This is a genomic window from Sulfurihydrogenibium sp. YO3AOP1 (assembly GCF_000020325.1).
Taxonomy (GTDB): Bacteria; Aquificota; Aquificia; order Aquificales; family Hydrogenothermaceae; genus Sulfurihydrogenibium.
In genome coordinates this window covers 328,115-355,000 of the sequence record NC_010730.1, presented here as the reverse complement: position 1 = coordinate 355,000, position 26,886 = coordinate 328,115, and the positions used below count along the sequence as shown (strand labels likewise).

The window sequence follows — 26,886 nt, the reverse complement described above, 5'->3', positions numbered from 1 at the left end:
CGGGGCTTAGTGACCCGCATGTTCCGAGTGGAAGGGCATGCGATCAGCGGATAAAAGCTACTCCGGGGATAACAGGCTAATCCCGCCCAAGAGCCCATATCGACGGCGGGGTTTGGCACCTCGATGTCGGCTCGTCGCATCCTGGGGCTGAAGTAGGTCCCAAGGGTTGGGCTGTTCGCCCATTAAAGCGGCACGCGAGCTGGGTTCAGAACGTCGTGAGACAGTTCGGTCCCTATCCGCCGCAGGCGCAGGATACTTGAGAGGAGCCATCCTTAGTACGAGAGGACCGGGATGGGGCAGGCTCTGGTGTACCAGTTGTTCCCCAAGAGCAGAGCTGGGTAGCCATCCTGCTACGGGATAAGCGCTGAAAGCATCTAAGCGTGAAGCCCACCTCAAGATAAGGTATCCCTGAAGGGCCGTGGGAGACTACCACGTTGATAGGCTGCAGGTGGAAGCTCGGTAACGGGTGGAGCCAAGCAGTACTAATCGCCCGTTTGGCTTGGCCTTTTACTACTTACAGTCCTACTAACCTGTTCAATTGCCAAATCCCTGGTGTCCATAGCGGTGGGGAAACACCCGGCTTCCATTCCGAACCCGGCAGTTAAGCCCACCAGCGCCCATGATACTGGCCGGGAGACCGGTCGGGAAAGTAGGTCGACGCCGGGGTTTTTGATTTATTTTTAAATGCATTTTTATCATAGAAAAAGCCCAGTGGGAAATTATCAATTTTCAAATCACAAAATCTCTTTTCAAATGATCGATTATCCTTAAAAAATCCTTTTCTAATAATCATATTTAAAACACTGGTTGCTGCCTGATAGACTTAAATTAAAAAGTCTTTCTATTGAAAATCAAAGAAATCTATCCATTTTAATCTATTTTTTCATCACTGTCAGGTGTTTTTCATCAAATTATCAGAAAATTCTAAGATTTCTTAAAGAAACTAAATAAGCTGATTTTGAATACGTCCTATTAAAGCCAAAATTTACTAAAAGACTTTATGGATTTCTTAATACATGGTATCTTTATGAAAGTAGAGCTTCATATCGAATGTGATAACGATAGTTTTTATTTATGAGTTTTGGTTAATTCCGAAGTTGCCATAATTTAGAAGGTTTAGCCAATATGTCTTTCAATTGCTTTGAAAGATAGAAGATGAGTCAACAGTGGAGCATAAAGGCTGTAAGAACTATCACTTTAAAAATCGAGCTTAAAGAAGAATATGTAAACTCTACACCATTGGGAGATGAAAGAAGTAAAAAGAACAAGTTGCAAGAAGGAAGAAAATGAGATCTTAGGTCTGTCTTGAAATGATATTTGGAATGTGTAGTGATTCTAATTATTTTCAGCTTAATAAAAGCTTATGACTTATGACTTAAAATCTTTTTGAATATAATAAGATCCCTCCCATAAAGGGAGGGCGAAAGAAAATTATTTTCTCATAGATTTTTCAACTTCTTTTTCCATATGAGCAGATCTTTTTTCTACTTTTTCTTTTAATTCAGCAATATTTTTCTCAACTTCAGATAATTTAGCATTGCATGCTGATGGGCAAGAACCTTTTAAAGAATTTAAAGCAGCTTCCAAGTCTGCAACTTTTTGAGAAACGGTAGATGAAGCATTTTTTAAGTTTGCTAATTCTTTAGAAAGAGCTTCTGCTCTGCTATTGATATTATCAAGTTTCTGAAAAATTGGTGCAAATTTTGAATCTACATATTCTTTTGTTGCGTATTCCTCTTTACCTGTCGGTGTATCATAACAACATATCTGTGATGTTTGAGCGTTTGAATATGAATATAAGGATAATAATCCAACACCAATTAATATATACTTTTTCATTTCTTTCTCCTCACTTTACAATAGATAGTGAAAATTATTTTCTCATAGATTTTTCAACTTCTTTTTCCATATGAGCAGATTGTTTTTCTACTTTTTCTTTTAATTCAGCAACATCTTTTTCTAAAGCAGAAATTTTTCCATTGCATGCTTCTGGGCATGTGTTTTTCATTTGATTAATTTGAGCTTCTAAATCGTTAACTTTTGCTGATGTAGCATTTCCAGAAGATTTTAAAGCAGCAACCTCTCTCTCTAATGCTGATAATTTAGCATCTACAGAGTTAACTTTTTCAGTAACTCCTGCTACTTGTTGGTCTACGTACTCCTTTGTTGCATAGTTTGCACAGCTTGCTAATGCTACTGAACCTACCGCTAACGCTACTACAAATAATTTTTTCATCTTTAATACCTCCTGATAGAATTTTTTTCTTAATCTTATTTTAATATTACTTCATGTCATTCAAAAAGTCAAATTAAAAATTTGTAATTTTTCAAAAATTTATTAATCCCATTGTATTTCTAACATTTTTCATATTTTCTATTGCAACTTCTTTAGCTTTTTCTGTTCCAGTTATAATTATCTTCTCAATATATCCAATATTTTCTTCATATTCTTTTCTTTTTTCTCTTATAGGAGATAAAAATTTATCTATATTCTCAAATAAAATTCTTTTGCACTCTACACATCCTATTTCGGCATTTTTACACTTTACTTGAATCTTTTCTACATCTTCTGAATCTGTAAAATATTTATGATAAGAAAATACGTTACAGATTTCTGGTCTTCCTGGGTCAGTTTTTTTAAGTCTTTGCGGGTCTGTTTTCATAGATAATACTTTTTTCTCAAGAGTTTCTCTCGGCTCGCTTAATACTATTGTGTTATTGTAAGATTTAGACATTTTTCTACCATCTGTTCCAAGAAGCTTTGATGATTCTGTTAATAAAGCTTGCGGTTCTTTAAATATAGGACTGTAAAGATTGTTAAATCTTCTTGCTATTTCTCTTGTTATCTCTATATGTGGTAGCTGGTCTTCTCCTACCGGAACTGCATCTGCATTATAGATTAAGATGTCGGCTGCCATTAAAATAGGATATCCAAAGAATCCGAATGTGTCTATATCTTTTCCAATATCTCCTTCTTTTATGTTGTGAACTATTTCATTTACTATCTCTTGTTTGATTTTTAAATCTGTTAAATCTTTCGTTAATCCTTCGTAATCTATATCTTTTTTGTGGTAAAAAGCTTTATACACAATCTCATGTAATTTGTCTTGGTCTATTTTTATGTTTTTTCCAAATAGAAAGTCTCTTATATATTGGAAAATTAAATTAAATTTTAAATCTTTGTACGATGGATTTAGTTCAAGCCAGCTTTTTGGTGTTATCATGCCAAAGAGTAATGCAAGCTCGCTGTGTTCTTTAACTCCTGATTGGACAAAGATAGTACTCTTCTCTGGATTAATACCGCAAGAAAGCCAATCTATTACAAGGTCGTAAATATTTTGTTTTAAATCGGATGTTTCTTTGTATTTATTTGTTAATGCATGCCAATCTGCAACGAAGAAAAAACATTCATTGCTATCTTGTAATTTTAGCCAGTTTTTTATAACGCCAAAGTAATGTCCTAAGTGAAGCTTTCCTGTAGGACGCATACCGCTAACTATTCTCATAAATTGCCTGGTCAACCAAACTGTATAAAACTGTAAAAAAGTGTAAAAATCAGTTTGTACAGTTTGGGTTGGGGTATTTGTATTCCGCCATTTCAGACACTTCCGACCCCAACAGGCGGTATTTTGGAAGTGTCATAGTCCCTGCACCAAGTACAGGAACTAACCTGTTAGCCACTGCTATCCAATCTCCTAAAACAATTATTTGTTTTAAGGGAGAAAGATCTCTATACGATCTTTCAAGACAGCAGAAGGCCAAGGCTATGGAAAGAACTTGCCAGCTTTTATGCTTACCTGTAAGTAAGCCCCTCACCTGTTCCTTCCGTTGGTTGACAGTTTGTTGGGTAGCTGTCTCACTCTTTCCACTTTCTAAACGTGAGACGTGAGATGTGAGAAGTGAGACGTGTTGTTGTAGTATTTTTAGGTTTTTTCTTAATTTTGCTAATGTGCTTTTTAGTTTATTTCTCTTGTATTCGTTTTTCTCTTCTTTTAGTTTTTGTTTTAGTTTTTTAATGTTATCTTCAATTTTTGCTATAGTGTATGATAGAAAATCAGTATCATTTAAAAGTTCTTTGTAATTCTTTGGTAATTTCTCTTTAAATCCCAACCCTCTCCTTGCTATTACGTAAGCTCCTGCTATATCTTTATCTATGTTGTATTGTGGCGAGTATTTTAGCTTTCCAATTACTGATGTATATGCTGGATTGACTTTTATTATTTCTATGCCACTTCTTCTTGCTAATACTTCTATTTTTTCTAATAATCTTTTATAGCTCCATTTTTGTAGTCTTCTTCTTAGTTTTGCAAATCCGTCTCCTCTTTTGCCTTTTGGTAGTTTTTGCAGATTTTCTATAGATATTGCTTTGTTTTCTCTCTTGGCAATCTCTATTATCTTATGTGCTATTTGCCATTCTAAGTATTGTCTTTTTTCTGAATTTACTTCTAACAGTTCGTTTAGATTAATTCTTTCATATTTCTCTAAATTTCCGTCTTTACTTATAAAAGCCAATGCAAGATGAAATGGATATGCGTTTACATCTATACCTATTATTCCATTGTCTTTTTTGATTGTAATAGGTGGTAGTTTCTCTTCTATAGATATAAAAGCATATACATTACCGTTTTTTACTTTTAGTCTGACTGAGTATGGAAACCACGCTTCGTATCTATACGCATTTTCCAGCATAAACATAAACTCTATCCATTTATCATTTTTTCTCTTAACACTTCTAATTACTTTTGCATAGATATACTGTCTATTTCCTGTGTTTATTCTCAAGTAAAGCTGATTATCAATCCACTCAAATCTTAAATTCAGATTTCCTTGTTTAGATTTATCTCCTCTTGAATACAAATTTCCCTGTCTGCTTTCTTTCCATCTTGTCTTTAACTCTTTTCTTCTTTTTCCTGTTAAATGATTTTTCTTTAGTTGCTCAAATAATTTCCTTGAGCCAAATATGAGCTTCTTTGGGTTTTGACCTCTTTCTTCGCATGATGCGATTGTTGAGTGTGCCAAGAGTATAGCATCATCTGAATATCTTGTGTTTATGTCAAATAGTTCTGATAAATTCTTTTTCAAATCCTTTCTTTTTTCACCTTCCAATAACCTTTGATAAGCATATCTCATTGCTGATGAAAATCTACGCATCAAATCTAATACAATCTCTTTCTCTTGCTTATTTTGAAATTCAAGTTGGCACTGCAGAGTTATCATTTTTATTTACTCTTTTTTCTTTTATTTACAATTTTACACTTTTGTTTTTATGTCATCAATATATATTTTTTTACACTTTTTTACAGAAATCAGCAACTATTGTTAACCTCCTTTTATTTTTGTTATAATAATTCTATATTATACACCTTGGGTGAGAAATTACCTCCATAGTTTACTTTTTCTAAAAAAGCTATAACCAATAGCATATGCATATAGATAAGCAACAAAAGTCTTAATCTTTCTCCATCTACTTATAAGATTGAAATTCTTTATTTGAGAATTCACTGCTTCAATAATTTGTCTTTTACTCTTTTCTTGTTTATCTTCATGACAACTTGCTGGATGAAACCATATATCATAAACCATACCATTTTCATCACAAACTACCATAACCAAAAGTCCATAGTAAATACTTTCATCTTCTATCTCTTTCTTCAAATGCTCGCTGTATATTTTCCTCTTTCTTTTTACCCAATATCTTTTTCCTGAAACTCTTTTTATCTTTTTAGTTTTTGCTCTACTTAATCTTGCTACTTCAATTATAGTACCATCTACTATAAGCTTTCCCTTTTTTCCAAGAACAATTTTAAGCATCATAATAATCGTGATTCTTCTTAGCCAATATTCTCTGAGGATTTTATAAACTCTTTCTGATTTTGATTTTCTAAACAGATGCCAAGATTGAATAGAAGGATAAATTGGAAATCTGGCAAGTGTAAGAATAGGAGTGTTTGAAATGTAGGATGTGATATATAAAGCTGCAAGTTGTAAATCAGATACCTTAGGTGGTCTACCTGCTTTCCTTTTTGATTGAATGTTTAAAAGTATAGTTAAATGCTCAGAGATTTTTTGAAATATTGTAAAATAAAGATTAGAGTTTTGCATTTTTACCTCCTTGGTAGAATTTTTGCTATTAAAATTTTAACTGCCACCAAGGAGTTTTTTTAGATGTTCTATTTATATTTGTATTTCTCACCCGAGGTATTTTGTTATAATAATTCTATATTAAATTTGATAGGGAAGTATAATTCTATGTCTACGATGCTTGATATTCAAAATATCAGCTTTATTAACCAAAAAGTTAATAGATACAGATTATTTGGACAACATTTTACATCAGAAGATGTATTCAATGAGTTTATTTTTCCCGAAATAAAAGATAAGTTGTATGACTATAAATTTGTAGACTTATTTGGTGGAGAGGGAAATCTAATTCTACCAATACTTAAAAACATACCGGAAGATAAGAGGATTGAGTATTTTAGAAAACATATTTTTTTATTTGATATTCAGAGTGAAATTGTGGAAAAAGCTATAAAAAAGGCGGAAGATTATGGAATACCAAAAGAAATTGCTTCAGAAAATATAAAATGCTTAGATACTTTAAAAAACTATCCTGAGTATTTACTAAATGATGATTTACCTGTTTACCACATTACAAATCCACCTTATTTATACATTGGATATATAAAAAAACATAAAGAAACACAAAAATATCTGCAGTATTTTCAAGGAGATAATAAAGGATATCAAGACCTTTATCAGATAGCATTGATTAACGATTTAAATCATAAAATACAAAAAATGATATATGTAATTCCAACTAATTTTATTTTTAGCTCTTCAGGAGCAAACAAAATAAGAGATATGTTTTTTAAAGTATATAGAATAAATAAGGCTGTTATCTTTGAGAAAAAAATATTTGAAAATACAGGTATAAATGTTGGTATTTTCTTTTTTGAGAGAAAAGATAAAATATCTATCCATGATGTTGTATTTGAAGGTTTGAAGATTAGTGATACAAATATCAAAAAAAGAACTTACATTTTAACACCAAAAAATCATTACAGAGCTGGGAACGAATTTGAGGATTTTGTGGAGAGACACAGAGCAAAAAATCCTTTAAGTGTAAAATTTTATTTAACGCACGATGAAGTACAGAGTAATAAAGGAAATAAATCTATTATTGTTGTTGATGCAAATGATTTTAGTAAGATAGGATATACTAAAAAGGAAATAAAAGTTAATGAGCAGCTTTATAACAAGATAGAATCAAACATTCTATATGTTAGAACGATAGACACAGGTTCTTTAGATAAAAGGGCAGGATTATATATAATACAAGAAGATTTCCAAGCTGATGGAATTATAGTTTCTAAGCCTTATAGGACACATCCAATTCAAATATTTTTAAATCCCATTTTACCTATTCATATGCAATATCTCTTAAAGAATTATTTTAATTTAATTCTTGAATATTTAAGAGAAATCACAGATAGTGAGTTTATGACTACATATAAATATTCTGACAGTATATACACAAGGAAATATTTAGGCTTATCGCAAGTAAAAAAAATAATAGAAACGTTTCCTTGGTCAATTTTAAACCAAAGAATGGAAAATGTATTTTATAAATCGGTTAAAGAAAAAGATATTAATAAAGTTTTAAAAATCTTAAAGGAGAATTTGTAGTTATGGTAGAATTAAGAGATAATTTTTACTATTGGAACGAATCTCTAAAGTATAAAGAAAACATTTTTGATGATTCATATTTTATAAACCAAATAATCGTAAATGATGAAGAACTAATAAGTAGAGTAGAGAAACTTAGAGAACTATTAGTTACATATTGTGTACTAAAAGAAGAACAGGGAGATACTGAAGCAGTATTACAAAAAATATTTAATAATATTCTTAACTTAATCGAATCTACTGAGCAAATTCAGTATACTGAGTTTGTCGCTTTCTGGAAAACCTTAGATATTTCCTATTCAACTTTTAAAGACTATAGCAATGAAGAAAAAAAAGATATATTAAAAAGCATATTAGAGCTTTATTGTGAAAATAGAAGAAAAATCTACGATGGATTAGGTTATACAAATACAACTGTTCAAGCATTATATGATGCTGGAGCTTCTAGAAAGAAAGGTAAATTAGGTATAAAAAAAATTGAGACACTTTTAGAGAACATATTAAATATCTCTAATACTGAATATCTGAAAGTAGAAAATCTAAAAGATTTTGAAGGTAAGAAAATATGTTATCTACTGCCTGATAGTAATAAATCTGATAAAGAAATATTCGATGATTTTATAAAAAGGAAACATCTTGATTATAGATTTGGCAGAGAACACCAAAATAAGTATCCTGATGTAGTAATTAAAATCTGTGAACATTATTTCATAATAGAAGCAAAGCATATAAAAGAGAGTGGTGGAGCTCAAGATAAGCAAATTGTCGAAATCATAGAATTTATTAAATATTCTGAAAATGGTGATAATATTCACTATGTTTCATTCTTAGATGGAATTTATTTTAACAAGTTTATTTCTTTAAAAGATAAAGACAATAAAAACAAAGTTTTATCTCAAATACGAGATATTGAAAATGCGTTAAAATATAATAAGAATAATTTTTTTGTAAATACTTATGGATTAAAATTGCTAATTGAAGATGCCGCAAGATGTTTAAAAAATTTAGGAGGAAATTATGATTAGAGGAAGAGTTTGGAAGTTTAAAGATGACGTTGATACAGACCAAATAATACCTGCAAGATATCTTGTGACTACAGACCCAAAAGAGCTTGCAAAACACGTAATGGAAGATGCCGACCCAACGTTTCCATCAAAAGTAAAAGAAGGTGATATACTTGTTGCTGGCAAAAACTTTGGTTGCGGGTCTTCAAGAGAACACGCTCCTCTTGCCATCAAGGGTGCTGGAATTGCTGCAGTAGTAGCTGAATCTTTTGCAAGAATATTCTTTAGAAATGCTATTAACTTAGGCTTATTAATCATAGAATCTCCGGAAGCTGCAAGAGAGGCTGAGGAAGGAGATATTTTAGAGATTGATATTAACCAAGGTGTTATAAGAAATGTTACTAAAAATAAAGAGTATAAGATAAAACCTCTACCGGAAAATCTACAAGCTATTTTAAAAGCCGGCGGCTTGATGGAATACGCTAAGGAAAAAATAAAAAATGCTTCGTAAGATACTAACAGCAATTGACTTAACAGAAGATAGTAAGACTGTTTTAGAAGCCGGCTCTAAAATTGCCAAAGCTAAAAATGCAACAGTTTATATTGTTTATGTTTTAGAGCCGCCAAATGTTCCATTTTTTGATGAGCTTCCGACAGAAGAAAAAGAAGCTCTTTTAAATTTGCAAAAAGTTTTAAAAGAAAAAGCTAAAGAAACTTTATCTGAATATAAACAAAAACTTGAATCGGAAGGTTTATGTATAGTTCCAATTATCTTACAAGGTCAAGTTGTTGAGTCTGTTTTAGAATTTTCCGAAAACAATGATATTGATTTAATTATTGTAAAATCTCATAAAAAATCAGAGATTGAAGAAAAAGCCATAGGTAGCAACTCTTTAAGAATAGCATCAAAGTCCAAAATTCCGGTACTTGTTATAAAAGACGACAAAACTCAGTATAATCATATACTTGTTGCCTATGACTTTTTGCCTACTTCTGAAGAAGCATTGAAATTTTCATTGGATTTAGCATCTATTTATAATTCAAAGCTTACAGTAATTCATGTTGATAATGATTCACATTTTACTCACATAAAATCAGTTTATGAAAAAGTAAGGCAGCATAAGATTGAAAAATTACAAAAGCTAAAAGAAGAGTATCCATCGATCGAGGTTGTATACAAAGAAGGTCTCCCGGAAAGGGAAATTTTAAAGTTTTCAGAAAAAGAAAACGTTGACCTTATAGTTACAGGTAAAAGGAAAGATAAAGGCGGAAAGTTGTCGTTTATAGGTTCTACATCTTATAAAATACTTAAAGGAGCAAAGACTGCTGTTTTAGTATTTAGGAGTAAATAATGAAAAAACTTTTATTGTCAGCACTTGTTTTGTGTAATACTGCATTTGCAGGTATAAACATAAAACCATCTTCAGAAAATCCATTATTTTATTACGGAATATGTAAGATAGCCAAAGACAGGCATGATATAAAAACAGCCTACGAATTTTGTAGAGAAGCTGTTAAACGTATGCCTGACACACCTGCAGTTTATAGAGAAACGATTTTCCTCGCATACAGTCTTGGTAAAAAAGAAGAAGCTTTTGAATTGCTAAAAACTTACAAAGAGAGATTTAAAAACGACCCAGAAACTTATCTGTTTTTATCTTTCTTTTACAACGTAACGAAAAATCAAAAAGAAGCTTTAGCTGTATTGGAAGAAGGATATAAAAAATTTCAAAACAATGAAAAAATAATTTCAGCTTTGATTGACCAATATATTGAAAATAAAAATTTAAACAAAGCAAAGGAGCTTTTAGAAAAGCTTGCTACAATAAAAAAAGATGACCCATCTATCTATTACAAAATAGCAAGAATATACCTTTTTGAAAACAACGCGCAAAAAGCAGAAGAGTATCTAAAAAAATCTTTACAAATCGACAAAAAGTATAAACCAGTATGGCAACTTCTTGGCGAGATTTACAGACAATCCGGCAATTACGATAAAGCAATAGAAATCTACAAAAACATACTAAAAGATGACCCTAATAATCTTGAAGCTTTAAACAGACTATTTCAGATTTACGTAGATAAAGATGACTTCAATAATGCTGCAGAAACTATAGATAAAATCATCAGACTCAATCCAAAAGACAACGATGCTATATTAAAGAAATTTTTACTTTACATAAAGTATGGTAAATCTAACGAAATTTTACAAGATTTAAAAAAATCTTCACAAGAAAATCCGGATAATCCATTCTTAAAATTTATGCTTGGAATGGCTTATGAAACCCTGGAAGATTATCAAAATGCAAAAGCAATTTATGAAGAGTTATACAAACAACAGCCGGACAACCAAGAACTTATTGACAGACTTGTCAGTGTTTATTTAAACCTAAAAGAATACGATAAAGCTTTAGAAATTTTAAACAAACTTTACGTCCAAAACCCTAAGGATTATAAAATTCTTTTATCAATGGCTGATATAGAAGACAAGAAAGGAAATATAAAAAGAGCACTTGAGCTTGTTAAAGAAGCTGAAAGTATAGCACCGGATGATCCAACCGTTCATTTTATAAAGGCAATTTATCTTGATAAACTTGGAAATTGGCAAGAAGCAGAAAAATCCCTTTACAAATCCTTAGAGCTAAGACCGGATTATCCTGATGCTTTAAATTATCTTGGATACACCTACATAGATAGAGAAATAAACATAGACAAGGGCATTGAACTTGTTAAAAAAGCACTCGAGAAAATGCCGGATAGCCCTGCTTATTTAGATAGTCTTGGTTGGGGGTACTACAAAAAAGGTAATTATACTGAGGCTGAAAAGCTGATAAAAAAAGCACTTGAAAAAATGCCCGATGACCCGGTATTAAATGAGCATTATGCAGATATTTTACTAAAATTAAACAAAAAACAGGATGCTGTAGAGTACTACAAAAAAGCTTTAGAGCTAATAGATAAAAAGGGTGAAGGAGAGCCAAATCAAAAAGAAAGAGTTTTAAGAAAGCTTAAAGATTTGAGGTAAGTAAGATGAAAAATTTAAAATTTCTAATTATTGTTCTGTTTTCTGCTTTATTTTTAAACTCTTGTTCTACAACTACATTTCAACCTTTTTACTGTGAAAATAAATTTAAAGAGATAAAACAAAAAGATAATACCATTCCTGATAAATTTAGCTTTGCCTGTTCTGCGATGGTTTCTGGCTTGCCGGCATTAGTAAAAGGAGAATTTAGAGAAAATGAAAAAATGTATATATCATCTCCCTTTGGAAAAAATCTTTTGACAATAGAAAGAAAAGATGGCTCTTTATGCGTCAAAGCTTCAGGATTTGAATCTTGTAATTCCGGAGAGATTTTATCCTTAATATCCCTTTATATGCCACAAGCAAAACCATTGACAGATATAACTCTTTTAAAAAGTTTAATATCTAAAAAATTCAACATTCAAGAAAATGAAAAGTATGAATGTGATGGCAATACATTAAAGATAATCAGACCTGAGTACACACTTGTCTATGAAGAAGGAAATTTAAGAAAGATAATCTATAAAGATTATACAGTTGAGTATGGTTTAAACAATGAAATTCAGCTTACAAATAATGGCAGTGTTTTAATGAAGCTTAATATATCAAATTTGAACTTTGCTAAATAGGAATAAGCTGTAAACTTCTCAATAGTAGAAGGCTCTTTAAATGTTTCCAAGAGTTTTGACTTTACTGCAGGAAAAGGGAATAAGCTCTGATGTAAAATATTTATCTCTTGTTAAAGACAGCTTCAGTAAATATTGCAATTGGCTATTATCAAGCGTACAAAAAATGAGCATTTAGTAATTCCATAGCTTCTAAAAACGATAAAAATTTTAAAGTTGTTAAATGAAATGAAAGGCAAGCAGAGAAATGATAAATTTATAGACATTTACAGGAGGTTAGAAAAGGTTGAGAGATATTCAAGAGTTAAAAGAAATAGCAAGAGAGCTTAGAATTGATATTATCACAATGGTGTACAACGCCCAGTCTGGACATCCGGGTGGGTCTTTATCTGCCATTGATATATTAACTGTTTTATACTTTGGTGGATTTTTAAGATATGACCCAAAAAATCCTTGGTGGGAAGACAGGGATAGATTTATCCTTTCTAAAGGACATGCATCACCTGCTTTATACTCAGTGTTGGCAAAAGCTGGATACATACCAAAAGAAGAATTATCTACATACAGAAAAACAAAGGGATTTGCTCCGGATGGATATAGTAGATTGCAAGGCCATCCTGCATGGCAAGGAAATAAACACGGCGTTCCCGGAGCAGAAGCTTCAACAGGCTCCTTAGGTCAAGGATTGTCAGTAGCAATCGGTCAAACTCTTTCTGGAAGGCTTGCAAATAAGGATTATAAAGTTTATGTAATGCTTGGGGACGGAGAAGTCCAGGAAGGTATGACATGGGAAGCTGCAATGTTTGCAGGACATCATAAGTTAGATAATCTAATAGCAATTCTTGATAATAATAATCTTCAAATTGATGGAGATATAAGACAGATCATAAACATTCATCCACTAAAAGAAAAGTATGAAGCTTTTGGCTGGCATGTAATAGAGATTGACGGACATGATTATCAGCAGATAATAGATGTCTTTACTCAAGCAAATCAAATAAAAGGAAAGCCAATCATGATTGTAGCTCATACAGTTAAAGGTAAAGGCGTATCGTTTATGGAGAATAACTTTAAGTGGCACGGCGTTGCACCAAGTAAAGAAGAGTATGAAAAAGCAATCCAAGAATTAACATCCGGAGGTGTGTAGTTTGATGGCAGAAAAAATTGATATAAATAAATTACCTAAAAAAGCATTAAGAGATACATACGGAGAAGTCTTAGTTGAGCTTGGAAAGATAGACCCAGAAATGGTTGTTTTAGATGCAGATTTATCAGAATCTACAAGAACTCATAAATTTCATGTTGCTTATCCGGATAGATTTTTCAATGCCGGAATTGCAGAACAAAACTTGATTGGTATAGCTGCAGGACTTGCTTATACTGGCAGGACTGTTTATGCATCTTCATTTGCCATATTTTTAGCCGGAAGACCCTGGGAGATAATCAGACAGCAAATAGCTTACAATAAACTAAACGTTAAGCTTGTAGCTTCTCATGGTGGTGTTTCTGTAGGTCAAGATGGAGCTTCTCATCAAATGAATGAAGATATATCACTGATGAGAACACTGCCAAATATGAATGTAATCGTTCCTGCAGATAGCGTTGAGATGGAAAAAGTTCTTAAAAAAGTTCATTGGATTAAAGAGCCGTTTTATATAAGAATGGGAAGGGAAAAATTCCCGGTAATATTGCCTGAAAACTACGAGTTTGAACTTGGTAAAGGTTATGTATTAAAAGAAGGTAAAGATGTATCTGTTATAGCCTGTGGTGTGATGGTTTCTATGGCTTTACAAGCTGCTTACGAGCTTGAAGATGAAGGTATAGATGTAGAAGTTATAAACATGTCTTCTATAAAACCTATTGATAAAGATTTAATCATACAAACCGCTAAAAAAACAGGTGCAGTGGTTACATCAGAAGAGCATTCTATAATCGGCGGTCTTGGAAGTGCAGTGGCAGAAGTTTTAGCAGAAAACTATCCAACTATCCTTGTAAGACATGGTGTTGAAGATAGATTTGGCATATCCGGTCCGGCTTGGGAAGTAATGGAAGAGCTTGGTTTATCTGTACCTTGTTTGAAGAAAAAGATAAAAGAAGCTTTAACTAAAAAAGTGAGATGATTGTTAAAATCTGTGGCATAACTCTGCCAAGTCAAGCAAGAGAAATATCAGAGTATGGAGCAGATTATATAGGTGTTATAACCTATCCAAAAAGTCCACGATATGTTGACGTTGAAAGAATTAAAGAAATAAAAGAAAAGCTAAAAAATAGTAAGCTTGTTGCGGTTGTTGTAAATCCAAGTTTAGAGCAAGTTTTAGAACTTTTAAACATAGCTGATTTTATCCAGTTTCATGGAGATGAAGGTTTAGATTTTGTTAAAAACTTTCCGAAAGATAGAGTTATAAAGGCAATTAGAGTTAAAAATGAATCAGATTTAGAAAAAATAAAGACGTTTAAAAACGAAGATATTACAGTTTTGGTTGATGCGTTTAAAGAAGGTGTTTATGGCGGGACGGGGGAGATGATAGATTTAAATCTCTTGAAAAAGATTACAGATATGTATGACAAAGTAATCATCTCTGGCGGTCTGTCTGAAAGCAATATTAAAGAAATTTTAAACCATGTAAAACCCTATGGAGTTGATGCATCATCAAAGTTAGAAGTATCTCCGGGCGTTAAAGATTTAGATAAAGTTAAAAAATTTATAGACATAGTGAAAAACAGATGAGCCAGTTTATAAAGAATATGAAACCTATCTGGGAAGAGAAAACAGCCCCGGTTGTAGATTTTCTGTATAGATTAAACATAACTCCAAACTTTCTAACTATCTCTGGCTTGATTTTAATTTTCATTGGAAGTTATTTTATTTATCTAAATTATCTATTTATCGCAGGGGTTTTTATTCTTTTTGGAAATATTTTTGATGCGCTTGATGGCTATCTTGCAAGAAAGTATAATAAAACTTCAACTTTTGGAGCTTTTTTAGATTCTGTCATAGATAGATACTCTGATATAGTTCCAATTTTCGCTTTGATTTATCTGTATAAGGATGATGATTGGTTTTTTTTGATTGGCGCAGTGGCTATAATCGGCTCTTTTATGACAAGCTACACAAGGGCAAGATGTGAAGGTCTTGGATATGAATGTAAAATAGGTGCATTTGAAAGACCGGAAAGGTCAATATTTTTAATCATTGGGCTTTTATCTGGATTGGTTTTTTACAGCATTCTTTTAATAGCCATCGGCTCAAACTTTACAGCATTCCAAAGAATTTTTTATTTTTATAAAATAACAAAGTATTAAATTTAAATACATTGGGTGAAAAAATTAAAAGAGTATGAAATTCTTCGCTGGCTGTAGAATGAAAAATAAAGCTCTCTTATCAAAAGCTTCTATATTTACTAAATTACTTACGCATTAACTTAAAACATGCGTCAGAAGTCCTTGCTAATTAAGGTAAATTGCATAGTTTTGTCTTACGAACCCTCATTACGTACGAGTAATTTATGAATTGTTCCAATGCTATTTTCTCAATGACTTACTTTTTTATCTAATTATAATATGTAACTTCTATTCCTTAATGATTTTTCTCATATTTTGATTAAATCAAATATATTGACATATGAAATTATAAAAATTATATTTAGATTAAAACTAACAATCGGAGGTTGGTGTCATGAAAAAAGTTTTACTGGTTTTAGTTTTGCCTTTACTGATGTTAAAGCTCTCTTTTGGTGGGGAGGTTAATTTTGAAAAAGGTTATTATTACGTTGTGATTAAGAACGGTAATTTTGACAAAGTGAACGCAGTACTTCAGCAAGAAATACAAAATCATAAATGGGGTATCCTTCATACAATGAATGTAGATAAAACAATCAAATCTAATACTCCACATAAAACTTATCTGCTATGTCGTGCTGATTATCTAACTGAAGGTATAAAGTTTAACAAAGATGTAATAAGTGTATTAATTCCATGTAGAATATCTATCTATCAAGACAAAAATGATGTAAAAATTTTAGTTGAGGATGTAGAAGCTGCGTCAACAAACTTTGGAATTGAAGATAAAAGATTTAAAGCATTTTTAAGACAAGTTACTGATGAAATGAAAAGCATTCTTCAAAAAACTTCTGACCATTTTGAAAAGAAATCTTTAACTCCGCAAATGTAAAAGATCATGGGGTAGGCTCGCATTCCCACTTATAGCCTACTCCTCTTATAGTTTTAATGCAGTTTCCATATTCTTTTAGCAGCTCTCTTAACTTTTTTATATGAACATCAATCGTTCTATCATAAACATCTTTATCCCAAGCCCAAACATGCTCTATTATGTAATCTCTTGATAATACTTTACCTTGAGAGTTTACAAGTGCTAAGAGAAGCTTAAACTGAGTAGTTGTCAAATGAACTGGCTGACCTTTTATCGTTACTTCAAATTTTTCTGGACTTATTTTTAAATCTCCAAACTTATACTCTGGTTTTGCAGTAGGAAAATGAAGAGACTTAGAACGTCTCAAAAGTGCCTTTACTCTCGCAAGAAGCTCTCTAAATGAAAATGGTTTTGTCACATAATCATCTGCACCAAGTTCAAGACCAACAATTTTATCTATCTCAGTGCTTTTTGCTGTTAGCATTATTAATGGAATATGCTCTAATTCTTTATCAGACCTAACAAGCTTACAAAACTCAAGACCATCAACTTCTGGCATCATTAAATCTAATACTACAATATCTGGTTTTTCTTGCTTGATATGTTCAAAAGCAACTTTACCGTTTGGAAACGACCTTACATCAAAGCCTTCTTTTTTAAAGTTATAAGTCAAAAGCTCATTGATATCTTCATCATCTTCAATAACATAAATCAACGCCATCTTTACACTCCTATTCTGTTGTAGTTATTTGGAGAAAATTTTATTGTTATCGCTCTTGCAATTATCATTATAAAAATTATTCCTGTTATCATGATAGCAAAGCTTTCGGAAATTGTATGTTTGTATAAGCCAAGCACAAGCTCTCTTAAAAGAATTATGATTGATACGTCTAAAACAACAGAAATTCTTATTCTTTTGTAGTAAATATAGTCATTGATGCTTTTTATAATCTCAATCAGAATAAACATAGATAATGCATTGTTTATTAGATGTCTTATGATTTCATTGATGTTAGGGTAGGATCCGTAAATATCGTAAAAGATTTTTATAAGGTTTAGAAATAATCCTGCTGAAAGTATAAGCTCTAATACGAATAAGCTAAAAAGTATACTATTATCTAAAAGCCTGAACTTTAATATGTTTTCCATAGATTATATTTTATGAAATTTTTGTTTAGAGTTTATTAAGATTTGGTTAAGATTTGTTAATAATGTGATTTGAGTATTAGAGATCAGATGTTTTTCGCTTACTCACCTACTCACTTTCTCACTTAGTTTTATATAAACCGGGATACCGCTCCGGCATAGAAGGGTCGGCTTATCCTTGCTTCCTTCCGGACCTGGGGAGGTTCACCGTCTTCTATCCGGAGGGTCCCGGATTGTAATCTGTTTCAGGCTCTAACGGATGGGGCGGGATTCGAACCCGCGGTACGGGGATTACCCATACACAGCATTTCCAGTGCTGCTCCTTCGGCCACTCGGACACCCATCCAGTAATCTAATATTATATCATAATATCGCCAAAGGAGGGATATAGAAAATTATCAATATATCCATTTTTATAAAAATTTCAAATCAAAATTATAAAGTAACTTCTTCAAAGTACAGTTTTGGCGATGGGTAAAATGTGCTAAGTTTAAAAAATAACCTTTAAATACTCCTCATTACTTATTCACTTTCTCACTTATCTTTATTCACCTTCAATAAATGGTTTTAAATATTTTGCTCTGTGTGGATGTCTGAGCTTTCTTAATGCTTTTGCTTCTATCTGTCTAATTCTTTCTCTTGTTACACCAAATCTTTTTCCAACTTGCTCTAATGTATGCTCTGTATCATCTTCTAAACCAAATCTATATCTTAAAACTTGCTCTTCTCTTTCTGATAAAGTTGATAAAACCTCATCCAACTGTAATCTTAGAGCTTGTTTTAGCATGTGTTGCTCTGGAGAGAGAACAGTTTTGTCTTCTATAAAGTCTCCAAGATGAGATTCTTCATCTGAACCGATTGGAGTTTCAAGAGATACCGGATCTTGGGACGTTCTAAGTATTTTTCTTACTTTATCAGCTGGCATTCCGGCTTTTTTGGCAATCTCTTCTGGAGTTGGTTCTCTACCAAGCTCTTGTACAAGCGTTCTTGATATTCTTAAAAGTTTATTGATAGTTTCTATCATGTGAACAGGAATTCTTATTGTCCTTGCTTGGTCTGCTATAGCTCTTGTTATTGCTTGCCTAATCCACCATGTAGCATAAGTTGAAAATTTAAATCCTTTCTTGTAATCATATTTATCAACAGCTTTCATAAGTCCTATATTTCCTTCTTGGATTAAGTCTAAGAATTGTAGCCCTCTGTTTGTGTATTTTTTGGCTATTGATACAACAAGTCTAAGGTTTGCTTTAACTAACACTTGTTTTACATTATTGATTTCATTTCTACCTAACTGAATTAAGTCTAAAACATGGTCAAATTCTGATGGAATTGTTCCGATTTTTTGTTTTATCTCTTCTATTTCGTCTTTCAATTTTAATGTTTCTGTTCTTAGAATTTCATATCTTCCATAAGAAAAGCCATGTTCTTCAAGCTTTTTAAGTATTTCTGGATTTTTTTCATAATCTGATGAAAGCATTAAATCTATGTCAGGATGAATTTTAGAGATGATTTTTATTCTTTTTTCATAATCTTTTTCATTCTTCCTTAGTTTTGTATAAAGCTCTTTTAATTCATCTGCTATTTTATCTAATTTTGTGAATTTAATATTTAAGCTTTTGATAAATCTATTTAATTTAGCATGCTGCCATACAAACTCTTTTTTGTCCTCTAAGCTTCCTGTCTCTAAATATTTTTTTTCTTTTTCTATAAGATCTCTGTATAGTTTTGCAAGTTCAAGACCTTTTTTGATAAAATCTGCTGTAATTTTATCGTAATTACCATTATTTTCCAAACTAAACTCTTCAGATTCTGAAGTTTCTTCTTCATCCTTAACTTCTGGCTCATCTAAATTTAGGATATCATGAACTCTTGCTTTTCCATCTATTACTTTTGCCCATTCATCTAAAAGTCTTTCTGTTAAGAAAGATGTTCTTAAAAGTCCTCTAAATACCTTTTTTCTGCCTCTTTCTATTTCCATTGAGTATTTGATTTCTTCGTCTCTCTTTAAAAGTGGAATTTTACCCATTTCTCTGAGATAAAGCTTAACAGGGTCATCAGCTTTATTCCAAACATCGTCATCGCTTAAGTCAATTCCTAAGTGTTCTGAAATATCTTCATCTTCTGATTTGATTTTTTCATCGTCTCTAACATCAATGTTTAGCTCGTTTAAGTATTCAATAAGGCTTTCTATATTCTCGTCAGATGAGAAAAACTCTTCTTCAACATACGTGCTTATTTCTGCATAGGTTACGTATCCTTTCTCTCTGGCAAGGTTAATAAGAGTTCTTACATCATCCCTGTCGTGTAAGTTAATCATTTCTATATCGACCTCCTAAAATTTATTCATTAACATTGCTTCACGCATAAGTCTTTGACTTTCTTTTTCGTGTTTTTTTACAAACTCGTTTAGAATGTTTTGAAAAGATTCATAAGATGGCTGTATTTTAGTGTCTTGAATTATGTCTGATATTAATAGCTCGTATTCAGCATTATTTTTAATTAAATCTATAATATATTGTATTTTTTCAGGAAAAGATATTTTATCAAAAATTTCATCTTTTAGTACTTCTGGATTTTGATAGATATATTTAATTAAAACTTTTTCCTTATAACTTAATTTTAAATTTAATTTATTAGCTTCTTCTTCCATTTCAAAACGATACTCCTTTTCAGGGTATTTCTTTATATCATCGATTTCTGATTCTATTTTTGATGGCGTTTTATTAAGTATCTGAGATAAATGGAACACATAACTTGTCCTTAATCCATGATCTTTAACATTTGCTAACATCATTAAAATATAGTTATAAATTGCTGTATATTTCATTAACTGCTGTTTATCTTCTATGTTATTTATTTCTTTAAGTTTTCGTGTCAAAAAGAATATAATATCTTCGGCATTGTTTATAATTTCTTTTACAGCATTTAAACCTTTTTTTGATAGTTCGTCTGGGTCTTTTGCTTCAGTATAATAAGCATATCTAACAGTAATTCCTTCAGATAATAAAATTTCTGCTGCTCTTATAGCTGCTTTTTTCCCCGCTTCATCAGAGTCAAACATAACAATAACTTCTTTTACATATTTTTTAAGAAGATTGACATGTTCTTTTGTAAGAGCTGTTCCAAGTGTCGCAACAACATTCTTGATGCCAATTTGATATAAAGATATTAAATCCATATAACCTTCGACAATGACAACTTGACTTTTTTCTTTTATAATTTGACTATTTTCAAAAAGTCCATATAAAACTTTACTTTTTTTATAAACTTGAGTTTCTGGTGAGTTTAGATACTTTGGATGTCTGTTTTCATCTATAGCTCTTCCACCAAATCCTACAATATTGCCTTTATGGTCTTTGATAGGAAAAATTATTCTTCCACTAAACTTATCATAGATTTTGTCATTATGAACAGATATCAAGCCTATTTTGTTTAAATCTTCAATAGATATATTATTTTCTTGAATAAATTTATTAAATCTTTCTGGGTTTTCTGGAGAGTATCCTATCTCAAAGTCTATAATCGTTTGAGGTTGTATTCCTCTTTTTCTTAGGTATTCTCTGGCTATTTGACTTTCTTTAAGCTGGTTTTTATAAAAATCTGTAATCTGCTTTGTGAGAGAGTACAAACCTTTTAAATGTTTTTCTTTATCATTGCCTATATATTTAACTGTTATTCCGTACTTTTGTGCTATTTTTATGATTGCGTCAGAAAAGGATATTTTTTCATATTCCATTACAAATTTAATTGCATTTCCACTGATTCCACAGCCAAAACATTTAAAAATATTTTTTGTTGGAGATACTACAAAAGATGGAGTCCTTTCGTTATGAAAAGGACATAAAGCTACATAAACTGAACCTGTTTTTTTTAAAGATAGATAATCCGAGATTATATCGTAAACATTAGCAACTCTTTGAACTTCTTCAATTGTTTCAGGAGATATAGCCAATAAAACTCACCTTTTAAAAAATATTTTTTCGCAAGGTATTAATATATTTTTTAAAAAAATTTTTTCAATATGTTTAAAAACTTAAAAATATAAGATTTTTCCCACGGCTATAGAACGACAAAATTTCATCTCTTTCTAATTAATGTCTAAATCCAAATCGCGAGAGATTAGTTTTAGTCATTTTTTTAATTGGGCAGCTAAGAGACTGCCCAAAAAGTTGATGATATATCATTTCTTACTTTTTTATGTACGGACAATTCATGAATTGCCCCTACTCTTTCACTTGCTTTGTCATCTCGAGGACTTTAGTCCGAAGGATCTTCTTTTTTAATGTTTTTTAAAAATCCTTAATTTCTCACCAATAATAACTATCTCACTATCTCACTTATTCACTTTCTAACTTTCTCACTTACTTTAAGGCGTTCAAAACTTTTTCATCAAGTTCTAAAGCCTTTTGTATGTTGCCGGTGTGTTCAAATGGAATAGTTCCTTTAACTGTTGCACCCGGAAATAAGTTATCAACAACAGATTCGACATTTACTTCTACCACCGAAACAGGAAATGGAATAGTTTCTATTTCATCTTTAACTATCTTAGCCGTACCGTAAATCGTCACTGCTACAGATGGACCAAATACAGATATTGCCACATTTGCGTTTTCTTTAATATTATTTACTGATGCAGAATTTTTACTTAAAGCTACTTTGATAGTTTTTTCATCTGTAGCTATTAGCCATGATACAAAAGCCAAATGTGGTTTGCTATCTTTTACTGTTGCAAATACTGCCGGCGTAAAATCTTTGAGTAAATCTAATATGTCTTTGTTAAGCATAGTAATACCTCCGTATTTTAGTGATGTAATAAATTTACCGGCAGATTTTTAAAATAACAATGCTAAAAATCAGATTATACTTGTGCCAGCTGCATTTTTTCTATGTTTACACCTTCTGGGTTAACTGGAACTACGCCTCTTTCAGCTATTTTCTCATCAATTCTCTTTGGTTTGAGAGTTTTAATGATGTATTCCATAGCTTTGAAAGTTTTTTCCTTGCCACCACAAGTGTAAACGTCTATTGCAGCATAACCATGCTCTGGCCAGGTATGAATAGAGATATGGGATTCTTCTAAGAGTATAACTCCTGTTGCACCGTGAGGATTAAACTGATGAAAATGAGATGATAATTTACTTAAGTTTGCGTACTTGACTGCACCTTCAAGAAGAGCTTTTACATCTTCAACGTGGTCAATTTTTTCAAAATCTACTCCGTATAGGTCCGCTAAGATATGCAGTCCGAGGGTTTTTTCCATTTTCTTTCCTCCTTGATAATTTTTTTGAAGTACATTTTCGTCGGGCTATTACTGCCCATGATAAAAAACCTCCTTTGCTCAGGATAGATTTGAAAATAATATTATAATTCAAATTTTAAAAATTTAAAATACTTTTGCACAAAAAATATGCAATTTAAAACTCACTAAACTTTATGATATAATTTTCTTTTAAAAACTATTAAGAGGAGTGAATAGATGAACGTAGTAGTAGAAGCAGAAAACTTATTAAGAACTTTAACAATCGAGGATGAAGGGCAAAAAGTAAAAGAATTAGCAGAAGAAGTGATTAAAGAAATATCAAAAGTAGCAGAAGTAAAAGGATTTAGAAAAGGTCATGTTCCAAAGGCTGTAATAAAGGCAAAATATAAAGATGCTATAAAAGAAGAAGTGGCTAAAGCATACATCAATAAATATCTTCCTGAAATTCTTGAAAAAGAAAATCTCAAACCAGTTACGCCTGAAATATTGTTCGGTAATGTAAAGCTTGAAAATGATGAAAAATTATCAATGAAAGTTAGCTTTGAAGTTACTCCAGAATTTGAACTAAAACCTTACGAAGGTATAGAAGTTGAAGTCGTCAAACTTGAAGTGAAAGATGAAGATATAGAAAATGCTATCAAAAACATCCTTGAAAACAATGTTAGATACGAAGATGCAGATAAAGAAATAGAAGATGGTGATAAAGTTAAAATCAAATATCACATAATTTCTGACAAAGGCGACGAAGAAGAAGATGAATTTGAAACCATAATTGGCTCAGGTACTTTAAGAAAAGAGATTGAAGATGCTATAAAAGGAAGAAAAGTTGGTGATAAGGTAGAGCTTGAAAATATGCCTTTGTATAATGAAAAAGGTGAAGAAATAGGTAAAGCAAAAATAGAAATAGAAATTTTAGAAGTAAAAAGGAAAGTTGTTCCAGAATTTAACGATGAGTTTGTAAAATCTGTAGGTCTTGGTGAAAACGTAGAAGAAGCTAAGAACAAAATTAGAGAAAATATAGAAAATCAATTAAAAGCGCTTAGAAAACAAGAAATTGAACAAAAGATTTTAGATAAATTAGCTCAAGAATATGATTTTCCAGCTCCGGCCTCTCTATTAAGGTTGGAAATTGACAATTTAGTTCAAAGATATGCAGCTCAGCTTGAAAGCTATGGAATTAAGCCAAACAAAGAAATCATTGAAGCCGCAGAAGGAAATTTGACTATAACAGCTATCAATAATGTTAGAGTTATGCTTATCCTTTCAAAAATTGCTGAAAAAGAAGGTATTACTGTATCTGATGAAGAGTTAGATGCACAAATTTCCAAGTTGGCGCAGTCTTATAATGTTTCATTTGCTGATATGAGAGAGTATTTAATCCAAAAAGGCATGTTAGAAGGAATTAAATCAGATATTGCAAGACAAAAAGCACTTGACATACTAGTAGAAAAGGCAAATATTAAAGAGATATCTAAAGAAGAGTTAGAAGCAAGAGAAAAACAAGAAAATAAAGAAAGTAAAGAGGAGCAAAATGGATAAGATTTTAAATCAATTAATACCAATAGTTATAGAACAAACACCAAGAGGTGAAAGAGCATACGATATATATTCAAGACTATTAAAAGATAGAATAATTCTTCTTGGAACACCTATTGATGACCATATTGCTAACTTAGTTGTTGCACAGCTTTTATTTTTAGAATCTGAAGATCCGGATAAAGATATTTATATGTACATTAACTCTCCCGGTGGTGTAGTTACTGCCGGTCTTGCTATTTACGATACTATGAACTACATAAAACCAGACGTAGTTACAATCTGCATGGGGCAAGCAGCATCTATGGGAGCTTTCTTACTCTCTGCCGGAGCCAAGGGAAAGAGATACTCTCTACCAAATGCAAGAATAATGATTCACCAACCACTTGGTGGATTCCAAGGACAGGCTACGGATATAGAAATCCATGCAAGAGAAATTCTAAGACTTAAAAGAATGTTAAACGAATACTTAGCAAAGCACACAGGACAGCCAATTGAAAAAATAGAAGCAGACACAGAAAGAGATTACTTTATGTCTGCTGAAGAGGCTAAGGAATATGGTCTTATAGATAAAGTTATTTATAAAAGAGGTGAAAAATAAGAAAAATGGCAAAAGAAAAAAAATGTTCTTTCTGTGGAAAACCAGAAAGTAAAGCAGATGTATTAGTAGAAGGGCCTAATGATATACTCGTTTGTGATAGCTGTGTAGATAAGCTTGCATCTATAGTTAGGGAAGAGCTTGAAAACAAAAAGTTTGAAAATTTATCAAAACTTCCAACACCTGCAGAAATAAAAGCTAAACTTGATGAGTATGTTATAGGTCAAGAAAAAGCGAAAAAGATTTTATCTGTAGCGGTATACAATCATTACAAAAGAATATATCAAAAAGAGTTATTTAAAGATAAAGACGTTGAAATTGAGAAAAGTAATATTTTGCTTATTGGTCCAACAGGTTCTGGTAAGACACTTTTAGCAAGAACTTTAGCAAGAATCTTAAACGTACCTTTTGCCATTGCAGATGCTACAAACATCACAGAAGCAGGATACGTTGGTGAAGACGTTGAAAGCATTCTTGCAAGATTGCTTCAAAATGCTGATTACGATGTAGAAGCAGCAGAAAAAGGAATTGTTTATATAGATGAAGTAGATAAAATAGCAAAAAAGTCTGGAGACAATCCATCTATCACAAGAGATGTATCCGGTGAAGGTGTTCAGCAAGCTTTATTAAAAATATTAGAAGGAACAATTGCAAACGTGCCACCACAAGGCGGAAGAAAACATCCACATCAAGAGTTTATTCAAATTGATACAACTAATATCCTTTTTATTCTCGGTGGTGCTTTTGTCGGACTTGAAGATATAATCAAACAAAGAATTGGGAAAAAATCTATAGGTTTTGGTGCAGATATTAAATCAAAATCTGAAGAAAAAGAGTTATTATCCTTGGTTCAACCAGAAGACCTTATAAAATTTGGATTGATACCAGAATTTCTTGGTAGAATACCGGTCATAGCAACCTTAGAAGAGCTTGACGAAGACGCGCTTGTAAGAGTCTTAACAGAGCCAAAAAATGCTTTGATAAAACAATACAAAAGCTTACTTGCAATAGATGGAATAGAGTTAGAATTTACAGAAGATGCTTTAAGAGAGATAGCAAGAGAAGCTATTAAAAGAAAAACAGGAGCAAGAGGTTTAAGAGCTATCATAGAAGATTTAATGCTTGATGTTATGTATGAAGCACCAAATCAAAAGACGCTTAAAAAAGTAATCATTGATAAAGATGTAGTTCTCAAGCAAAAGCCACCAATTTATGTTAATGAAAAAGCAAGCTAAGAAATGAGTAGTTTAAAAAGTGTAAAGTTTGTAAAAAGTGCAGTTAAACCAGAAGACTTTCCACCACCAGACAAGCCAGAGATAGCCATAGTTGGTAGGTCTAACGTAGGAAAGTCTTCTTTAATAAATGCTATTTTTAAAAGAAGCATCGCAAAGGTAAGTGCTACACCAGGAAAAACGAAACTTATCAACTTTTTTCTCTTAAATGATGATATTTACTTTGTAGACCTACCAGGTTATGGATTTGCGGCTGTGTCACATAAAGAAAAGCAAAACTGGAAAAGAATGATAGAAGATTATCTTTTAAATAGAGAAAACCTAAATTTAATCATCATGCTTGTAGATACAAGATATCCACCTACAAATCTTGATATTTTAATGAAAGAATGGCTTGAATCTTTTGAAAAACCTTACATAGTTGTTGGCACAAAAATAGATAAGTTAAATCAAAGTGAAAAAGCAAAAGCTGAAAAAGTTATAAGAGAGACTTTAGATTTAAGCAAGGATGTTCCAGTTTATTTAGTTTCTGCAAAAGAGGGAACAAATATAGATAAGCTTACAAGTGACATTTTATCAATGGTTAGGTCTGAGGGTTGATTGGTAAAAAGATGTTTTCTAAT

General features: G+C 31.7%; 27 protein-coding genes, 1 tRNA gene, 2 rRNA genes and 1 other RNA gene (1 of these 31 running past the window's edge). 18 read left to right on the top strand and 13 right to left on the bottom strand.

What is annotated here, in order from left to right; translation table 11 throughout:
* From SYO3AOP1_RS01800 to SYO3AOP1_RS09490, 3 genes are all read left to right on the top strand, one after another.
* Window positions 1-507: ribosomal RNA gene (locus SYO3AOP1_RS01800) — 23S ribosomal RNA — on the top strand (it extends 2,437 nt beyond the left edge of the window).
* 41 nt (window positions 508-548) lie between these two features.
* Window positions 549-666 (top strand): 5S ribosomal RNA (rrf, locus tag SYO3AOP1_RS01795).
* A 489-nt stretch (window positions 667-1,155) separates the two neighbouring features.
* A complete protein-coding gene (locus SYO3AOP1_RS09490; protein ID WP_281340769.1) occupies window positions 1,156-1,290 on the top strand; it encodes a hypothetical protein in 135 nt (44 codons plus the stop codon).
* Between the two features lie 141 nt (window positions 1,291-1,431).
* On the opposite strand, the gene SYO3AOP1_RS01790 is transcribed toward SYO3AOP1_RS09490, so the two are convergent.
* The 5 genes from SYO3AOP1_RS01790 to SYO3AOP1_RS01770 all read right to left on the bottom strand — a co-directional run bounded on the left by SYO3AOP1_RS01790 (window position 1,432) and on the right by SYO3AOP1_RS01770 (window position 6,102).
* Window positions 1,432-1,839 (bottom strand): hypothetical protein, encoded by a 408-nt coding sequence (locus SYO3AOP1_RS01790; protein ID WP_012459075.1) that lies wholly within the window; start codon window positions 1,837-1,839, stop codon window positions 1,432-1,434.
* A 34-nt stretch (window positions 1,840-1,873) separates the two neighbouring features.
* Window positions 1,874-2,236: a hypothetical protein gene (locus SYO3AOP1_RS01785; RefSeq protein ID WP_012459074.1), complete on the bottom strand. Its 363-nt coding sequence runs from the start codon at window positions 2,234-2,236 to the stop codon at window positions 1,874-1,876.
* A gap of 91 nt (window positions 2,237-2,327) precedes the next feature.
* Window positions 2,328-3,506, bottom strand: a complete 1,179-nt coding sequence (trpS, locus tag SYO3AOP1_RS01780; protein ID WP_012459073.1) for a tryptophan--tRNA ligase — start codon at window positions 3,504-3,506, stop codon at window positions 2,328-2,330.
* 49 nt (window positions 3,507-3,555) lie between these two features.
* Entirely contained in the window at window positions 3,556-5,217 is a 1,662-nt protein-coding gene (locus tag SYO3AOP1_RS01775) for an IS200/IS605 family accessory protein TnpB-related protein (RefSeq protein WP_012459072.1), read from the bottom strand.
* A gap of 159 nt (window positions 5,218-5,376) precedes the next feature.
* A complete protein-coding gene (locus SYO3AOP1_RS01770) occupies window positions 5,377-6,102 on the bottom strand; it encodes a hypothetical protein (RefSeq protein WP_012459071.1) in 726 nt (241 codons plus the stop codon).
* A gap of 156 nt (window positions 6,103-6,258) precedes the next feature.
* Between SYO3AOP1_RS01770 and SYO3AOP1_RS01765 the strand changes: the two genes are divergently transcribed.
* The 11 genes from SYO3AOP1_RS01765 (at window position 6,259) to SYO3AOP1_RS01715 (ending at window position 16,512) form a co-directional block, all read left to right on the top strand.
* A complete protein-coding gene (locus SYO3AOP1_RS01765; protein WP_156769233.1) occupies window positions 6,259-7,689 on the top strand; it encodes an N-6 DNA methylase in 1,431 nt (476 codons plus the stop codon).
* Between the two features lie 2 nt (window positions 7,690-7,691).
* Window positions 7,692-8,714 carry a hypothetical protein gene (locus tag SYO3AOP1_RS01760; RefSeq protein WP_012459069.1) on the top strand — a complete coding sequence of 341 codons (1,023 nt, stop codon included), beginning with the start codon at window positions 7,692-7,694 and terminating at the stop codon, window positions 8,712-8,714.
* The gene (gene leuD, locus SYO3AOP1_RS01755) at window positions 8,704-9,204 is read left to right on the top strand and encodes a 3-isopropylmalate dehydratase small subunit (RefSeq protein WP_198001801.1); all 501 of its coding nucleotides are present in this window, start codon (window positions 8,704-8,706) and stop codon (window positions 9,202-9,204) included. The genes SYO3AOP1_RS01760 and leuD overlap by 11 nt, the downstream gene beginning before the upstream one ends.
* Window positions 9,194-10,045, top strand: a complete 852-nt coding sequence (locus SYO3AOP1_RS01750; RefSeq protein ID WP_012459068.1) for a universal stress protein — start codon at window positions 9,194-9,196, stop codon at window positions 10,043-10,045. The genes leuD and SYO3AOP1_RS01750 overlap by 11 nt, the downstream gene beginning before the upstream one ends.
* Window positions 10,045-11,718 (top strand): tetratricopeptide repeat protein, encoded by a 1,674-nt coding sequence (locus SYO3AOP1_RS01745; RefSeq protein WP_012459067.1) that lies wholly within the window; start codon window positions 10,045-10,047, stop codon window positions 11,716-11,718. The genes SYO3AOP1_RS01750 and SYO3AOP1_RS01745 overlap by 1 nt, the downstream gene beginning before the upstream one ends.
* Window positions 11,719-11,723: 5 nt before the next feature.
* Window positions 11,724-12,344 carry a hypothetical protein gene (locus tag SYO3AOP1_RS01740; protein ID WP_012459066.1) on the top strand — a complete coding sequence of 207 codons (621 nt, stop codon included), beginning with the start codon at window positions 11,724-11,726 and terminating at the stop codon, window positions 12,342-12,344.
* Between the two features lie 283 nt (window positions 12,345-12,627).
* On the top strand, window positions 12,628-13,488 hold the full coding sequence (locus tag SYO3AOP1_RS01735; protein ID WP_012459065.1) for a transketolase: 861 nt from the start codon (window positions 12,628-12,630) through the stop codon (window positions 13,486-13,488).
* Window positions 13,489-13,492: 4 nt separating this feature from the next.
* Complete coding sequence (locus SYO3AOP1_RS01730) at window positions 13,493-14,461, top strand: transketolase family protein (RefSeq protein ID WP_012459064.1); 969 nt, start codon at window positions 13,493-13,495, stop codon at window positions 14,459-14,461.
* Complete coding sequence (locus tag SYO3AOP1_RS01725; protein ID WP_012459063.1) at window positions 14,458-15,069, top strand: phosphoribosylanthranilate isomerase; 612 nt, start codon at window positions 14,458-14,460, stop codon at window positions 15,067-15,069. Before SYO3AOP1_RS01730 ends, SYO3AOP1_RS01725 begins: the two co-directional genes overlap by 4 nt.
* Before the next feature lie 17 nt (window positions 15,070-15,086).
* On the top strand, window positions 15,087-15,644 hold the full coding sequence (locus SYO3AOP1_RS01720) for a CDP-alcohol phosphatidyltransferase family protein (protein ID WP_281340768.1): 558 nt from the start codon (window positions 15,087-15,089) through the stop codon (window positions 15,642-15,644).
* Window positions 15,645-16,017: 373 nt separating this feature from the next.
* Complete coding sequence (locus tag SYO3AOP1_RS01715; RefSeq protein ID WP_012459061.1) at window positions 16,018-16,512, top strand: DUF302 domain-containing protein; 495 nt, start codon at window positions 16,018-16,020, stop codon at window positions 16,510-16,512.
* 4 nt (window positions 16,513-16,516) lie between these two features.
* On the opposite strand, the gene SYO3AOP1_RS01710 is transcribed toward SYO3AOP1_RS01715, so the two are convergent.
* The 8 genes from SYO3AOP1_RS01710 to speD form a co-directional block, all read right to left on the bottom strand.
* Window positions 16,517-17,212: a response regulator transcription factor gene (locus SYO3AOP1_RS01710; RefSeq protein ID WP_012459060.1), complete on the bottom strand. Its 696-nt coding sequence runs from the start codon at window positions 17,210-17,212 to the stop codon at window positions 16,517-16,519.
* A gap of 2 nt (window positions 17,213-17,214) precedes the next feature.
* A complete protein-coding gene (locus SYO3AOP1_RS01705; protein WP_012459059.1) occupies window positions 17,215-17,640 on the bottom strand; it encodes a phosphate-starvation-inducible PsiE family protein in 426 nt (141 codons plus the stop codon).
* Between the two features lie 132 nt (window positions 17,641-17,772).
* An RNA gene (gene ffs, locus SYO3AOP1_RS09185) (signal recognition particle sRNA small type) lies at window positions 17,773-17,871 on the bottom strand.
* 22 nt (window positions 17,872-17,893) lie between these two features.
* Window positions 17,894-17,983: transfer RNA gene (locus tag SYO3AOP1_RS01700), tRNA-Ser, on the bottom strand.
* 198 nt (window positions 17,984-18,181) lie between these two features.
* Window positions 18,182-19,954, bottom strand: coding sequence for an RNA polymerase sigma factor RpoD (gene rpoD / locus SYO3AOP1_RS01695; RefSeq protein ID WP_012459058.1), 1,773 nt, complete (start codon window positions 19,952-19,954; stop codon window positions 18,182-18,184).
* Window positions 19,955-19,969: 15 nt separating this feature from the next.
* Window positions 19,970-21,589, bottom strand: coding sequence for a DNA primase (gene dnaG / locus SYO3AOP1_RS01690; protein ID WP_012459057.1), 1,620 nt, complete (start codon window positions 21,587-21,589; stop codon window positions 19,970-19,972).
* Window positions 21,590-21,998: 409 nt separating this feature from the next.
* A complete protein-coding gene (locus SYO3AOP1_RS01685; RefSeq protein WP_012459056.1) occupies window positions 21,999-22,421 on the bottom strand; it encodes a pyridoxamine 5'-phosphate oxidase family protein in 423 nt (140 codons plus the stop codon).
* Window positions 22,422-22,495: 74 nt separating this feature from the next.
* Window positions 22,496-22,897 (bottom strand): adenosylmethionine decarboxylase, encoded by a 402-nt coding sequence (speD, locus tag SYO3AOP1_RS01680; RefSeq protein ID WP_007545558.1) that lies wholly within the window; start codon window positions 22,895-22,897, stop codon window positions 22,496-22,498.
* A gap of 216 nt (window positions 22,898-23,113) precedes the next feature.
* On the opposite strand from speD, the gene tig reads away from it, so the two are divergent.
* Genes tig through yihA form a run of 4 tightly spaced genes read left to right on the top strand, consistent with a single transcriptional unit; the run spans window position 23,114 to window position 26,863 of the window.
* The gene (gene tig, locus SYO3AOP1_RS01675) at window positions 23,114-24,436 is read left to right on the top strand and encodes a trigger factor (RefSeq protein ID WP_012459055.1); all 1,323 of its coding nucleotides are present in this window, start codon (window positions 23,114-23,116) and stop codon (window positions 24,434-24,436) included.
* The gene (gene clpP, locus SYO3AOP1_RS01670; protein ID WP_012459054.1) at window positions 24,429-25,034 is read left to right on the top strand and encodes an ATP-dependent Clp endopeptidase proteolytic subunit ClpP; all 606 of its coding nucleotides are present in this window, start codon (window positions 24,429-24,431) and stop codon (window positions 25,032-25,034) included. Before tig ends, clpP begins: the two co-directional genes overlap by 8 nt.
* 5 nt (window positions 25,035-25,039) lie before the next feature.
* Complete coding sequence (gene clpX, locus SYO3AOP1_RS01665) at window positions 25,040-26,266, top strand: ATP-dependent Clp protease ATP-binding subunit ClpX (protein ID WP_012459053.1); 1,227 nt, start codon at window positions 25,040-25,042, stop codon at window positions 26,264-26,266.
* Between the two features lie 3 nt (window positions 26,267-26,269).
* Window positions 26,270-26,863: a ribosome biogenesis GTP-binding protein YihA/YsxC gene (yihA, locus tag SYO3AOP1_RS01660; RefSeq protein WP_012459052.1), complete on the top strand. Its 594-nt coding sequence runs from the start codon at window positions 26,270-26,272 to the stop codon at window positions 26,861-26,863.
* The last annotated feature ends 23 nt before the right edge of the window (window positions 26,864-26,886 follow it).

Excerpts from the sequence above, each read along its gene's own strand:
- SYO3AOP1_RS09490 (WP_281340769.1), top strand. The coding sequence starts at position 1,156 with ATGAGTCAACAGTGGAGCATAAAGGCTGTAAGAACTATCACTTTAAAA.
- SYO3AOP1_RS01790 (WP_012459075.1), bottom strand. The coding sequence starts at position 1,839 with ATGAAAAAGTATATATTAATTGGTGTTGGATTATTATCCTTATATTCA.
- SYO3AOP1_RS01785 (WP_012459074.1), bottom strand. The coding sequence starts at position 2,236 with ATGAAAAAATTATTTGTAGTAGCGTTAGCGGTAGGTTCAGTAGCATTA.
- trpS (WP_012459073.1), bottom strand. The coding sequence starts at position 3,506 with ATGAGAATAGTTAGCGGTATGCGTCCTACAGGAAAGCTTCACTTAGGA.
- SYO3AOP1_RS01775 (WP_012459072.1), bottom strand. The coding sequence starts at position 5,217 with ATGATAACTCTGCAGTGCCAACTTGAATTTCAAAATAAGCAAGAGAAA.
- SYO3AOP1_RS01770 (WP_012459071.1), bottom strand. The coding sequence starts at position 6,102 with ATGCAAAACTCTAATCTTTATTTTACAATATTTCAAAAAATCTCTGAG.
- SYO3AOP1_RS01765 (WP_156769233.1), top strand. The coding sequence starts at position 6,259 with ATGCTTGATATTCAAAATATCAGCTTTATTAACCAAAAAGTTAATAGA.
- SYO3AOP1_RS01760 (WP_012459069.1), top strand. The coding sequence starts at position 7,692 with ATGGTAGAATTAAGAGATAATTTTTACTATTGGAACGAATCTCTAAAG.
- SYO3AOP1_RS01750 (WP_012459068.1), top strand. The coding sequence starts at position 9,194 with ATGCTTCGTAAGATACTAACAGCAATTGACTTAACAGAAGATAGTAAG.
- SYO3AOP1_RS01745 (WP_012459067.1), top strand. The coding sequence starts at position 10,045 with ATGAAAAAACTTTTATTGTCAGCACTTGTTTTGTGTAATACTGCATTT.
- SYO3AOP1_RS01740 (WP_012459066.1), top strand. The coding sequence starts at position 11,724 with ATGAAAAATTTAAAATTTCTAATTATTGTTCTGTTTTCTGCTTTATTT.
- SYO3AOP1_RS01730 (WP_012459064.1), top strand. The coding sequence starts at position 13,493 with ATGGCAGAAAAAATTGATATAAATAAATTACCTAAAAAAGCATTAAGA.
- SYO3AOP1_RS01725 (WP_012459063.1), top strand. The coding sequence starts at position 14,458 with ATGATTGTTAAAATCTGTGGCATAACTCTGCCAAGTCAAGCAAGAGAA.
- SYO3AOP1_RS01720 (WP_281340768.1), top strand. The coding sequence starts at position 15,087 with ATGAAACCTATCTGGGAAGAGAAAACAGCCCCGGTTGTAGATTTTCTG.
- SYO3AOP1_RS01715 (WP_012459061.1), top strand. The coding sequence starts at position 16,018 with ATGAAAAAAGTTTTACTGGTTTTAGTTTTGCCTTTACTGATGTTAAAG.
- SYO3AOP1_RS01710 (WP_012459060.1), bottom strand. The coding sequence starts at position 17,212 with ATGGCGTTGATTTATGTTATTGAAGATGATGAAGATATCAATGAGCTT.
- SYO3AOP1_RS01705 (WP_012459059.1), bottom strand. The coding sequence starts at position 17,640 with ATGGAAAACATATTAAAGTTCAGGCTTTTAGATAATAGTATACTTTTT.
- rpoD (WP_012459058.1), bottom strand. The coding sequence starts at position 19,954 with ATGATTAACTTACACGACAGGGATGATGTAAGAACTCTTATTAACCTT.
- SYO3AOP1_RS01685 (WP_012459056.1), bottom strand. The coding sequence starts at position 22,421 with ATGCTTAACAAAGACATATTAGATTTACTCAAAGATTTTACGCCGGCA.
- speD (WP_007545558.1), bottom strand. The coding sequence starts at position 22,897 with ATGGAAAAAACCCTCGGACTGCATATCTTAGCGGACCTATACGGAGTA.
- tig (WP_012459055.1), top strand. The coding sequence starts at position 23,114 with ATGAACGTAGTAGTAGAAGCAGAAAACTTATTAAGAACTTTAACAATC.
- clpP (WP_012459054.1), top strand. The coding sequence starts at position 24,429 with ATGGATAAGATTTTAAATCAATTAATACCAATAGTTATAGAACAAACA.
- clpX (WP_012459053.1), top strand. The coding sequence starts at position 25,040 with ATGGCAAAAGAAAAAAAATGTTCTTTCTGTGGAAAACCAGAAAGTAAA.
- yihA (WP_012459052.1), top strand. The coding sequence starts at position 26,270 with ATGAGTAGTTTAAAAAGTGTAAAGTTTGTAAAAAGTGCAGTTAAACCA.